The organism is Pedobacter jamesrossensis (assembly GCF_042650905.1).
Taxonomy (GTDB): domain Bacteria; phylum Bacteroidota; class Bacteroidia; order Sphingobacteriales; family Sphingobacteriaceae; genus Pedobacter; species Pedobacter jamesrossensis.
Genome location: NZ_JBHSBY010000030.1, coordinates 53,838 through 65,925 on the forward strand (window position 1 = coordinate 53,838; position 12,088 = coordinate 65,925).

Here is a 12,088-nt window from a genome sequence, read left to right on the forward strand (position 1 = left end):
AAAAACAATGTTCTAAATTAGTTCTTCAAACTAACCCAGCCTAGAAATGACCCAGCCTAAACAACGATTACTTTCTCTAGATTTTTTTAGAGGCCTAACAGTAGCCGCCATGATTTTAGTTAACAACCCGGGAAGTTGGGGTCATATTTACGCTCCTTTAGAACATGCTGAATGGAATGGTTGCACGCCAACAGATTTGGTATTTCCTTTCTTCCTTTGGATAGTTGGCGTATCAATTGCCTTTGCCATGAGCAGCAGCAAAGCAGATCCATCAACACATAAAAAAACGATTATTAAAGCTGTAAAGCGTGGTTTGACGCTTTACTTTTTGGGTTTCTTTTTGGCTATTTTCGGAAAACTACTCAACGACCCAGCAAATGCATTACAGACAGTTAGGTTGTTAGGTGTTTTACAGAGAATCGGCATTGTTTTTATCATTAGCAGCATTATCTTTTTAAAGGCATCGCAAAAAACAATATTCAAAACCCTAATCGTCATTCTAGCAGTTTATTGGGCATTAATGACATTTGTTCCGGTTCCAGGTGTAGGTTATGCGAATATGGAAAAAGAGACAAATCTTGCGGCCTGGATTGATAGAGGTATCTTAACCGAAGCACACATCTGGGCATCATCAAAAACCTGGGATCCGGAAGGTGTTTTAAGTACGTTGCCAGCAGTTGGCACCTGTCTTTTTGGTATTTTAGTTGGTATTTGGATGCGAAGAAAAGATGTAGACAACCCAACAAAAGTGGCATGGTTATTTACCGCAGGTATTGCTGCTGTTGTTTTAGGCTTACTTTGGGATTTTCAGTTCCCAATTAATAAAGCCCTTTGGACAAGCTCTTATGTTTTGTATGCTGGCGGTCTGGCATCTGTTGCTTTGGCTTTCTGCTACTGGGTTATTGATGTTCAGGGATATAAAAAGTTTACAACACCTTTTGTTGTTTACGGTGTAAACGCCATTACCGTATTCTTTCTGGCTGGCTTAATGCCAAGAGTTCTAAACTTAATTCAGGTTACAAAGCCAGATGGTACAAAAACTGGCATATTGGTTCGCTTTTACGAAACCTGTTACATACCATTTTTCTCACCAATAAACGCATCCCTGGTTTGGGCAATAACATACGTATTAGGCTTCTATATCCTTCTTTACTTTATGTACAAAAAGAATATCATTATCAAGGTTTAATTACTCCTTAGCTAATGGAATTTCTACACCAACAGGTCCACTGGCTTCACTTTCGTTTTTTAACCTGTCTAATGCGGTAACTAAATAACTGTATCGTTTTCCGCTTTCAACTGATGTATCTATAAAGGAAAGGTAATCTTCAAAGCTGATTTTTAGAATATTTTTGGAATCCAAAATGGAGATTTTCTCCCCTTCAGAAAAACGATAGATAACAAAGCCCGATGCGGTTTCTCCATCTTTAGCCTTCATCGGCATTAGCCATTTCAAATGTACACCATCTTTCATCGCATCAGCCGTTAATGCCAACGGCTCATTTGGCGGCGTTTCATCTAACCAAGGCATTTGTGGTGGCAAAGCAGGATATTTATATAAATCTGTTTTTAAAGAATCTCCTACAGCTTTGGCAACAGTACTTAGAGATTTGGATGAAAAAAATACACTTCCCTGAACGCGACTATTTTCTCTAAGAGTTCGTATTTGGTTAGGAATTTCAGAGAGATTTCTCCAGGCCATTTCTGCTCTAGAATTTACCAAATAGGCTCCGTGTCCGATGTAAACATGCCTTCCGTATGCATTGTTACCCCACCAATCTAAAAGTACGCCAAATGGAGCAACTTTGCGAGTAAAGGTAAAATAGATTTGAGGATTAATATAATCTACCCAACCTTCTCTTACCCATTTACGACTATCTGCATAAAGTTCTGCATAGTTAGAAAGCCCACAACTGGCCGAACCTTCTGCATCTTCATATTTATTACGCCAAATACCAAAAGGGCTGATACCGAATTTCACATATTTTTTATAATGGTGAATACTATCATCAACCATCTTAATTAAAAGATCTACATTGTTACGGCGCCAATCTTTTATATCTGAAATATTATTTGGGTATTTATAAAAAGTATCGCCATCATTTATTTTTTGTCCGGCAATTGGATATGGATAAAAATAATCGTCGAAATGTATCCCATCAACATCATAATTTTTAACAACATCAAGAATAACCTGAGTTATATATTCCCTAACCTCAGGAATACCTGGGTCGAACTGTTTTTTACCACCGTAAGTAAAAAACCACTCCGGATGTTTTCGTGTAATATGATCAACACTTAAAGGTGTTACGCTATTCATACTTGCACGATAGGGATTAAACCATGCGTGCAACTCCATCCCTCTGAAGTGTGCTTCTTTTATTGCAAAAGCTAAAGGATCGTAACCATCCGCAGGAGCAATGCCTTGTTTACCCATCAGCCATTGGCTCCAGGGCTCCCTTGATTTCGCATAAAAAGCATCGGCAGCAGGCCTTACTTGTAACAATATTGCGTTAATGCCCTGACTTTTGTGTCGCTCTAAAATACCAATAAGCTCTTGTTTTTGTTGGTCGACTGTTAAACCTGGTCTTGAAGGCCAATCTATGTTAGCTAAAGTGGCTATCCAAACACCTCTAAACTCTCTTTTTGGTGCAATTTTTGATGTTGCTTGTGCATTTGATATATAAGGTAGTATAGTTAAAGATAAAAGTGCGTATAGAAAGTTTTTAAGCATTATTTCTGTTAGTTTTTTTATTAGAAATGTGAATATGTTTAAATTATAATACAATTTGAACATTAGCAAGTAAACGATTTTTTTTAAAAACTCATATAAGTTTATTAAAAATTTTAATTTGCGCCACATTTACTGACGCCTAATTGTGTTAACATTTACCTATGAAAACATCGTATATTAAACTGAAACGAAAGAGTATTACTTAAAATGGAACCACAAAACGTTAATAAAGGCGATAGAAATAAAATTTACTTCCTTATCATTGTTATAGCAGCATTAATCGGCACTAACGGATATTTATTCTTTAAAGATCGGCAACAAGGCGAAAGATTGGTAACTGTTAGTACAGAAAAAGATAAACTTAGACTTGAGGTTGAAAAAATAGAGGTAGAACTAGATAAGGTTAATGCCCTTAATCTGGATTTAAACGATAAGCTTGTTGATGAACAAAAACTAGCAAGGCAAAAGATAGCCGAACTAAAGCTTGCACTTGAAAAAGGCGAAATTACACAGGCCGAATTAGATAAAGCACAAACACAAATCGAGGAATTAAAAACCTTCATAAAAAATTATAACGACCAGATTATACAGCTTCAAAAAGAAAATATATTTCTAAAAACAGCTAGAGATAGTTTAGAAAATTCGGTTAAAAGTGCAAACGATAAAGCCAATAATCTGGCTAGCGAAAACTCCAACCTCAATGCAAAAGTTAAAGTTGCCGCAGCACTAAAGGCACAAAATGCCGAGATTATTGCTTTCAGAACAAAATCAAGCGGCAAAAAGATTGAGGTAACCAAATCATCAACAGCCGAAAAACTAAGCGTACGCTTCACTGTTACGCCTAACGAACTTGCCGAAAAAGGTCATCATAATATTTTCTTACGTGTTTTTGATCCGGCAGGAAATCTGCTAGCAAATGAAAATAATCGTTTTGAAGCTGATGGACAGGAAATGCAATTTACCCACTCTGTTTTTATCAATTACAATAATGACAGCAGCACTTACACCATCGACTGGGCAAACCCAAAGCCATTCATTAAAGGCATATACACCGTTATCCTTTACACAGACGGCACAACAATGGGAAAAGCTCAATTAGAACTTAGATAAGCTCCATCCTCTCTTTAAACTAAAGGAAAATCCAAATAGAAGGTAGTACCTTTTCCCATCACAGAAGTGAAACTTACGTTTCCACCAGCATTTTCAATTGCTTGCTTAACAAATGCCAAACCTAACCCAGTACCGGATGTTTTTGTTGTAAAGTTTGGAACAAATATTTTGTCGTGTAAAACCGCTGGGATACCCTTACCGTTATCTCTAATTTCGATAAAAGCATTTTTGTTATCGTTGTAGACTAACACACTGATAATGCAATCCGAATCATTATCATTCGCCTCAATTGCATTTTTAAATAAGTTATTAAATGTTCGCAATAATTGGTCTCTATCAGCTTGAATATAAACGTTTATTTCTGACTTATTGTTTACACTTATCTCAACGTTTTCGGCACTTTTAAAAACTTCTCTGGCTTGTTCAATTATCGCCAAAACCGGTGTTTGCTCTAACTTAGTATCTGGCATTTTTGCAAAATTCGAAAACTCAGAAGCAATTTTAGAAAGGCTATCTATCTGCTCAATAAAAGATTTACTGAACTTATTAAATTTCAACTCAAAATTTGGATCTTTCTCTTTCCATGATTTTTCCAATAGCTGAACACCTAATTTAAGCGGTGTTAAAGGGTTCTTAATTTCATGAGCTACCTGTTTCGCCATTTCCCTCCAGGCATTTTCGCGTTCAGATTGAGCAAGCTTAGTTGCACTATCTTCTAGCGCAGCAATCATACTGTTGTATTCCTTAATCAAAGAACCTATTTCATCGTGCCTACGCCAAACAATTGGCTCATTCTTCTGTCCGATTTTAGTACGGCTGAAACTCTCTTGTAAAAATGTTAATGGATTAGTTATTTGATTGGCAAGAAACACCGCAAGCACGCCAATTGCTACAAAAACCAATGCGTAAAGATTTATCAGATTACTTACAAAAAGCGCTATTTTATCTTTGTATTCATCTTCGTTAGAATAATTAGGTAAGCCAATATAAGCTATGGTTTTATTCTGTGCATTTCTTATCGGCGCATAAGCTGCTGCATAAGTTAGATTACCAACCTTTTCGCCTTGATTTATAAATTCTGAACGCTGTAGTCCATTTAAATTTAAATAAGCTTTTGTACCCATTTTTCGCCCTATTATTTTAAAATTATAAAGCTTAGGGTAGGTAGTCATTATCACATCGCCCTTGGTATCATAAAGTGTTAAATCGGCATTATTAACATCAGCAAAATTATTAAAATCAGCTATAGCATTTTCATCAGTACTTATTTTTCCGTCATTAAAAACCTGTTTTTCAAAATTTTGCTGAACCTTTCTAATTTTATCTTTGATCAAAATATCTTGTTGCCCACGATATTCGTTGTTCATATATAGATAGGTTGTCCAACCAACAACAAGTAGTGTAGCCACAACAGTTAACACAATTGAAACCTGAATACGGGTTTTATATAAAATCTTGTTCGCATTTATCATTAAAGATCGGTTAATACTAAACCAACCCACACGGTCGTCATCGAGGTTTTTGATGAGCCAAACTAAACCGTAGAGAATAATACAAAATATAATAAATACCAGAAAGAAAAATGATAGTGCCGCCAAACGCTCAACGTAACCAACTTTTTCTTTGCTGATTATAACCATTTTACTTAGCGTAGGCTTAAAAATAAGATGGCTGTAACGCAAAGCATCATCATTTTCAGTTATAAAATCATCTAGTTTACCCTTAAAAATACTTCCATTTAATGGATAAGTGTAAGCACCAGACTGGTTAAGTAATTTATTATTGCTGTATAAAGCAATTGAATAATCTTTAAATTCTTCATCCTTGCTATATTTTTGCTCGGCTAAAAGATCAGGTAATCGGTTATTGTAATTGTAAGGTTTAGAACGGAGTTCGACAATTAATGTTCCTAATAAGTTATTATTCTTGATAACAGGTACAATTCCAAAATAATCCTGATAGCCAAAGGTATTGTTAACCTGATAGAAGAAGTTGGAAGCCTCTATTTTAATCGAGCCAGATTCAACAAGCTTTTTATACTTTTCAATAGGCAGCGCTTCCGCATTATTTAGTACGGTTTCAAATTTATTGTAATCATAAATATTATAATCGTAGCGGCTTAGGTAACCATCTAAATAGCCTCTAATATGATTCTTTAATACCGCGAAATTTGCTGTTCCATTAGTAAAATATTTCACCAAAAATTCATCTTCGAGTAGTTGCCGTTCTAATTTACCCAAGGCAATAATTGCATTTGGATCTTCTGATGACTGAACTTTCCTTGCAAGCAATTCACGCTCACTTCGCTCTTTAATATCTTTATATTTAATATATTTTATCGAAGTATTAAATGCGAGACAGAAGAATAATATTGCCAATAAACCAACTGAAAATTGCTTTCCCTTTAGATAAGAAATTCTGCCAACCATAAACAGAACTAAGCCATAAACAATAAAGAAAGCAGTAAAATCATGTATTAGTCGGTAAACAAAAACGCTTGCAAAACCCATTAAAAAAAGGATAAGTCGCTCTTTATTACTAACATTTAACTGTTTACTAACCTGAATAGAAACAATAGTAATTAGGTAAATCTGGAACCATACCAAGCACAAAATCACAATACTAACCCAGCTGTTTCCGCTGAGTTTAAGAATATTTATAATATCGAAATTGATTTTAGAATTGTTTATTAAACCAAAAAACAAATCATCAACAAAAAAAGCTACTATGCCAATATGAGCCAATAAAACAATATGAATTAACAACCCAAACCATTTGCTTTCTCTTACCCACTTGCTAAATTGATATTGTTCTTTATGGTTATAAACAAACAATAACCACCAGGTTCCGGCGATTACATTCATTAAAAAATCGCCAAGTGAAGGTACCAGATCACTATTTGCATAAATTTTTGGGTCGAATAATTCCAATGGAAAATGGTGATTGAACCATCCATAACTGATATCAGTTAGTCTTCCTATTAAGAAAAAGCCGAGAAATAATAGGCTTCCCAAAACTAAATAACCTTTTCTTGCAATTAAAGAACATAAGGAGTTAAAGAACATACAGATGCAAAGAATACCTGCAATAAAAAGCCAGAGTTGTGTTTCAGAGTAATAATCATCAGCATACCCTGGTTTAATTTTTAACCCAAACAGAAACGTATCATCAAGACTTCTAATCGAATAGATATCTTTATCATTATAAGATGCAAGTGTTATAATTTTAGAATCGGATAGAAGCGCATCCATGTCATTCTTGAAATATTTATTTTCAGGAACACCATATTGAGATTGGATAGAAATTAGAAATATTAGCGTAAAATCACCTTCAGTTTTCTTGATTACTTCATACCATCCGTTTGAAAAAAACAAAACGGAACTGCCTTCCTTAATGGACGAAGGATTGATATCAGAAATCTTGATTGTACTCCAGAATTTTAATCTGTTGTTTTGAAAAGTTTGAAGATTAATTCCATATTTTCGATAAGCTTCGAGAAAATCCAAGCCTTTTTTAGCATCAGAATCGAATTTCCTGGCTTCCGAAATTTGCTTTGCATCCGAAAGGAAATCACTTACAATTTTCTCTTTTATTAAAAGGTTTTCCTGAACTTTTTTTGCATCACGCTCTAAAAGTTCATCTTTGGTTGTAAACCGGCTTAATGATATAGAGGTTGCTATAAGGCAGCAACCCAAAACGAGCAATAGAAATCTTATTTTTACACCAAAGCTCAATTTCATCGATTTAGATAAAGATATTAAATATTGATAAAAAACAACGCCATAAACAGCTTTGTTTATGGCGTTGAAACTAGTTATTTTTTAGGATATTCTAAGCAACTCTTGCGCTGCTTGTCATAACCTCGCGACTTACCTTTTTAACTAAGCCTTGTAAAACATTTCCGGGTCCAACTTCAACAAATTCGGTTGCTCCGCCAGCCAGCATATTCTCAACTGTCTGTGTCCAACGTACGGCACCAGTTAATTGTTTTATTAAGTTTTCTTTTATCTGAGCAGGGTTGGTATATGGTTTTGCATCAACGTTTTGATATACCGGGCAAATTGGCTCTGAAATATTAGTTGCTTCGATTGCAGCCTGAAGTTCTATTTTTGCTGGTTCCATCAACGGAGAATGAAAAGCGCCCCCAACATTTAATTTTAAAGCTCTTTTTGCACCTGCCTCTGTTAATTTTGCACAAGCTAAATCAATCCCTTCAATACTTCCGGAGATAACTAATTGCCCGGGGCAGTTATAATTTGCAGGAACAACGACAGCATCAATTTCTGCGCAGATTTTTTCTACAACCTCATCCGCTAAACCTAAAATTGCAGCCATTGTAGATGGTTGTGCTTCGCAGGCCTTTTGCATTGCATTTGCACGGGCAATTACCAGTCTTAATCCATCTTCAAAGCTTAACGCATTTGCAGAAACCAATGCAGAAAACTCACCTAAAGAGTGACCAGCAACCATGTCTGGCTTAAAGTCATCGCCTAAAACTTTTGCTAAAATTACCGAATGCAAAAAGATTGCAGGTTGGGTTACATTAGTTTGTTTTAACTCTTCATCGGTTCCGCCGAACATTATATCGCTAATGCGAAAACCAATAATTTCGTTTGCTTTTTCAAATAATTCTGCAGCTTTTGGATTTTCGTAAAGATCTTTACCCATTCCTACAAACTGCGCTCCCTGGCCGGGAAAAATATATGCTTTCATACCCTTAATCCCCTAAAAGGGAAGTTAAATGTTTAATTAAATAATTTATTTTAGATGCAATAAGCTCTTTTAGAGACTTATGGATTAATCCAAACTTGCGGTTATTAACCTTAAAAATTCGGCTCTTGTTTTATCGTTACTTAAAAAAGTACCTGTAAATGCCGAAGTTGTGGTAACCGAATTTTGCTTTTGAACACCACGCATAGCCATGCATAAATGCTTGCATTCCATCACTACAGCAACACCCATGGGGCTTAAAGTATTCTGAATACAATCTCTTATTTCATTGGTTAACCGTTCCTGAACTTGCAGTCTGCGGGCAAACGCATCAACAACGCGGGGAATTTTACTTAAACCAACTATGTGTCCGTTTGGGATATAGGCGATATGTGCTTTACCAAAGAATGGAAGCATATGGTGCTCACACATCGAATAAACTTCGATATCCTTAACTACAACCATTTGGCTGTAATCTTCTTCGAACATTGCAGATTTTAAAATTTCATCGGGCTTTAAATCGTAACCATGTGTTAAATATTGTAACGCTTTTGCAACTCGTTCAGGCGTTTTTAATAACCCTTCACGTTCCGGGTCTTCACCTAACTGACCTAAAATATCTTTATAATGGGTAGCTACAGCCTCTATTTTCTCTTCGTTATAGCGATCTATTTTTACATAGCCATCTCTCGATTCGCCTTTTAATACGTCTTTATTGCTCATTAATGTAGGTTTTAACCAAAATATTCAACATAGTTATTTTCGGTTTCGTAGATTTTAACGCAATGCAAAGCTGCACCACTTTCAGCAATTGGAGCCAAAAGTTGTGCCCAAACCGCAACTGCCAAATTCTCTGTCGAAGCTAGTTTGCCTTTCATAAAATCTACATCAAGATTTAAGTTTCTGTGGTCAACCTTATCTACTACATAAGTATTCATAACATCCTTAAGCCATTTCAAATCCACCAAAAAACCTGTTTCCGGATTAATTTCACCTTTTACAGTTACATATAACCAATAGTTATGTCCGTGCCAATTAGGGTTAGCACATTTACCATAAACTTCAGTATTCTTATCATCATCCCAATCGGTTCGGGCCAGCTTATGTGCTGCATTAAATGATGCTTTTCTTGTTATATAAATCATTATAAAAAAATAAAGCACAAATATACGTATTACCACGAAAGGCTGACGATAATTATAGAAGATGTAAAATGAATGATGAACTTAACCGTTTTAGATTCGAATCTTTCGAGGCGCATTCCTTAACTTTAAACTATGAAAATATTAGTGGTTGCCGCTACCAAAGCAGAGCTTACTTTCTTGTACCAACATTTTAGTTTACAGGAAGGTGATTTTATTGAAGATAAAAAATTTGATATTCTAATTACTGGGGTTGGGATGGTTGCTACAGCTTTTGCACTGGGAAAGCATTTATCGCCAAAGTATAATCTGGTTTTAAACCTGGGTATTGCTGGTGCTTTCGATAGATCTATTGAACTAGGTGGAATTGTTAATATTACTGAAGATATTTTTGCGGAACTGGGTGCGGAAGATGGAGAAAATTTCCTTACAATTACCGATTTAGGTTTTGGCGAAAGTGCTTATAATAGCAAAAATAGTATTAAGATTGGTTTGCCGAAGGTTTCGGGCGTTACCGTTAACCGTGTTAGTGGAAATGAAAGGAACATCAAAAACTTAGTAAAACGACTAAACCCCAAAACAGAAAGCATGGAAGGCGCTGCGGTTTTATATGCTTGCCACCAGGAAAGGATAGATTGTTTACAAATACGGAGCATATCTAATTATGTAGAGCCACGAAATAGAGATAAGTGGAAAATTGGCTTAGCTATAAAAAACTTAAACGATTGGGCTATTGCTTTTCTGACAGATATGAATTGATTATGACGAAGTAATTCACCAAAGCCCTTAATTTTGAATTATGAAACTTACACTCGGTTTTTCTCCTTGCCCTAATGATACCTTTATTTTTGATGCCTTAATTCATCATAAAATTGACACCGAAGGTTTAGAGTTTGACGTTCTTTTTGATGATGTGGAAACATTAAATCAAAAGGCTTTAAAAGGCGAATTAGATATTACTAAATTAAGTTTTCATGCATTTGCATACGTTGCCAACCAATATGCTTTGCTCGATGCAGGGAGTGCATTAGGCTTTGGGGTTGGTCCGTTATTAATTAGCAAGAACCAATTTGAAGGCGAGCTAAGCTCAGATTTAAAAGTCGGTATCCCGGGGAAATACACAACCGCAAATTTTCTTTTAGGTATTGCTTATCCACAATTACAGAATAAAGAAATAATGGTTTTCTCAGAAATTGAATCTGCTTTAATTGATGAAAAGATAGATTTAGGATTAATTATTCACGAAAACCGTTTTACTTATCAGGATAAAGACTTAAGCAAAATTGTTGATTTAGGCGATTACTGGGAGAAACTAACTGGATGCGCCATTCCTTTAGGCGGAATTGTGATTAACAGAAATTTAGATAGGACGATTCAATTAAAAGTAAACCGCTTAATTCGCCAATCGGTAGAATATGCGTTCGCACATCCAAAATCTTGCATCGAATTTATTCGGGAGCATGCTCAGGAAATGGATGAAGCTGTAATGTATAAACACATCGAGCTTTATGTTAACAAGTACAGCATTAATTTAGGCGAAGAAGGCAGAAAAGCAATAGACACCTTATTTACTTTAGCGCAGGAAAGAAATCTAATTCCTGCTGTTAATCAAAATTTGTATATATAATCTTTTCTAGCAAAAAAAGTAAATGTTAACCACTCAAGTAAGATATTAAATACCCTTGAAATTAGTTAACTAAAAGTTTATAGCCTTTTCCGTGTACATTAATTATTTCTACCTGAGAATCATCTCTTAAGTATTTACGCAGTTTACTTAAAAACACATCCATACTGCGCCCATTGAAATAGTTATCATCATGCCAAATGGTAAGTAATGCTTCTTCTCTTGTTAAAACAGCATTTTTCTTTAAGCATAATAGGCGCAATAATTCAGCTTCTTTGGTTGATAGTTTTTGAATCTGATCATCATGCGTAATAATCTGTGTTGTATAATCAAAATTATATTTGCCTATAGAAAATTGGCTTTCAGCCTCTTCTTCTCCGTTATTGGCTTTGTTAGCCACTCGTTTAAACATTGCATTTATGCGCAACAAAAGCTCTTCAATTCGAAATGGTTTGGTAATGTAGTCATCCCCTCCTAAATCATATGCTGCAGATTTATCTTCGAGCATGGTTTTAGCGGTAGCAAAAATAATTGGTACATGGCCATTAACTTTCCTAATATCTTTACCTAAGGTAAATCCATCCTTTTTAGGCATCATTACATCTAAAATGCAAAGATCAAAACCTTGTTTATTAAATGCTTTAAGGCCCTCTTCGCCATCAGTGCATAAAACAACATCGAACTTACCTTTCAGTTGTAAATAATCTTGCAATAATAAGCCCAGATTCGGATCGTCTTCTACCAGAAGTATTTTTTTCATATTCTTTA

The 12,088-nt window shown here is 35.3% G+C and carries 10 protein-coding genes; 4 read left to right on the top strand and 6 right to left on the bottom strand.

All coding sequences use genetic code 11. From position 1 onward, the window contains the following. Positions 1-46: 46 nt before the first annotated feature. Positions 47-1,189 carry an acyltransferase family protein gene (locus ACFOUY_RS04880; protein ID WP_378959348.1) on the top strand — a complete coding sequence of 381 codons (1,143 nt, stop codon included), beginning with the start codon at positions 47-49 and terminating at the stop codon, positions 1,187-1,189. Here ACFOUY_RS04880 and ACFOUY_RS04885 read toward each other — a convergent pair whose 3' ends face one another. After that, the gene (locus tag ACFOUY_RS04885) at positions 1,190-2,734 is read right to left on the bottom strand and encodes a glycoside hydrolase family 10 protein (RefSeq protein ID WP_378959350.1); all 1,545 of its coding nucleotides are present in this window, start codon (positions 2,732-2,734) and stop codon (positions 1,190-1,192) included. Positions 2,735-2,941: 207 nt separating this feature from the next. Between ACFOUY_RS04885 and ACFOUY_RS04890 the strand changes: the two genes are divergently transcribed. After that, positions 2,942-3,844: a hypothetical protein gene (locus ACFOUY_RS04890; RefSeq protein WP_378959351.1), complete on the top strand. Its 903-nt coding sequence runs from the start codon at positions 2,942-2,944 to the stop codon at positions 3,842-3,844. A gap of 14 nt (positions 3,845-3,858) precedes the next feature. Here the strand turns inward: ACFOUY_RS04890 and ACFOUY_RS04895 are convergent, their stop codons facing one another. The 4 genes from ACFOUY_RS04895 to ACFOUY_RS04910 all read right to left on the bottom strand — a co-directional run bounded on the left by ACFOUY_RS04895 (position 3,859) and on the right by ACFOUY_RS04910 (position 9,699). Next, positions 3,859-7,584, bottom strand: a complete 3,726-nt coding sequence (locus ACFOUY_RS04895) for a sensor histidine kinase (RefSeq protein WP_378959353.1) — start codon at positions 7,582-7,584, stop codon at positions 3,859-3,861. A gap of 91 nt (positions 7,585-7,675) precedes the next feature. After that, the gene (gene fabD, locus ACFOUY_RS04900; protein ID WP_378959354.1) at positions 7,676-8,557 is read right to left on the bottom strand and encodes an ACP S-malonyltransferase; all 882 of its coding nucleotides are present in this window, start codon (positions 8,555-8,557) and stop codon (positions 7,676-7,678) included. A gap of 84 nt (positions 8,558-8,641) precedes the next feature. Next, positions 8,642-9,277, bottom strand: a complete 636-nt coding sequence (gene folE, locus ACFOUY_RS04905; protein ID WP_378959355.1) for a GTP cyclohydrolase I FolE — start codon at positions 9,275-9,277, stop codon at positions 8,642-8,644. Between the two features lie 11 nt (positions 9,278-9,288). Further along, positions 9,289-9,699: a 6-pyruvoyl trahydropterin synthase family protein gene (locus ACFOUY_RS04910; RefSeq protein WP_378959356.1), complete on the bottom strand. Its 411-nt coding sequence runs from the start codon at positions 9,697-9,699 to the stop codon at positions 9,289-9,291. A gap of 132 nt (positions 9,700-9,831) precedes the next feature. Between ACFOUY_RS04910 and mqnB the strand changes: the two genes are divergently transcribed. Continuing rightward, a complete protein-coding gene (gene mqnB / locus ACFOUY_RS04915) occupies positions 9,832-10,455 on the top strand; it encodes a futalosine hydrolase (protein WP_378959357.1) in 624 nt (207 codons plus the stop codon). Positions 10,456-10,495: 40 nt separating this feature from the next. Beyond that, complete coding sequence (locus ACFOUY_RS04920; protein ID WP_378959358.1) at positions 10,496-11,323, top strand: menaquinone biosynthesis family protein; 828 nt, start codon at positions 10,496-10,498, stop codon at positions 11,321-11,323. Between the two features lie 61 nt (positions 11,324-11,384). Here ACFOUY_RS04920 and ACFOUY_RS04925 read toward each other — a convergent pair whose 3' ends face one another. Then, positions 11,385-12,080: a response regulator transcription factor gene (locus ACFOUY_RS04925; RefSeq protein ID WP_378959359.1), complete on the bottom strand. Its 696-nt coding sequence runs from the start codon at positions 12,078-12,080 to the stop codon at positions 11,385-11,387. Positions 12,081-12,088: the final 8 nt, after the last annotated feature.

What these genes read in the sequence shown, in the direction of transcription:
- ACFOUY_RS04880 (WP_378959348.1), top strand. Translation starts at nt 47, where the DNA reads ATGACCCAGCCTAAACAACGATTACTTTCTCTAGATTTTTTTAGAGGC.
- ACFOUY_RS04885 (WP_378959350.1), bottom strand. Translation starts at nt 2,734, where the DNA reads ATGCTTAAAAACTTTCTATACGCACTTTTATCTTTAACTATACTACCT.
- ACFOUY_RS04890 (WP_378959351.1), top strand. Translation starts at nt 2,942, where the DNA reads ATGGAACCACAAAACGTTAATAAAGGCGATAGAAATAAAATTTACTTC.
- ACFOUY_RS04895 (WP_378959353.1), bottom strand. Translation starts at nt 7,584, where the DNA reads ATGAAATTGAGCTTTGGTGTAAAAATAAGATTTCTATTGCTCGTTTTG.
- fabD (WP_378959354.1), bottom strand. Translation starts at nt 8,557, where the DNA reads ATGAAAGCATATATTTTTCCCGGCCAGGGAGCGCAGTTTGTAGGAATG.
- folE (WP_378959355.1), bottom strand. Translation starts at nt 9,277, where the DNA reads ATGAGCAATAAAGACGTATTAAAAGGCGAATCGAGAGATGGCTATGTA.
- ACFOUY_RS04910 (WP_378959356.1), bottom strand. Translation starts at nt 9,699, where the DNA reads ATGATTTATATAACAAGAAAAGCATCATTTAATGCAGCACATAAGCTG.
- mqnB (WP_378959357.1), top strand. Translation starts at nt 9,832, where the DNA reads ATGAAAATATTAGTGGTTGCCGCTACCAAAGCAGAGCTTACTTTCTTG.
- ACFOUY_RS04920 (WP_378959358.1), top strand. Translation starts at nt 10,496, where the DNA reads ATGAAACTTACACTCGGTTTTTCTCCTTGCCCTAATGATACCTTTATT.
- ACFOUY_RS04925 (WP_378959359.1), bottom strand. Translation starts at nt 12,080, where the DNA reads ATGAAAAAAATACTTCTGGTAGAAGACGATCCGAATCTGGGCTTATTA.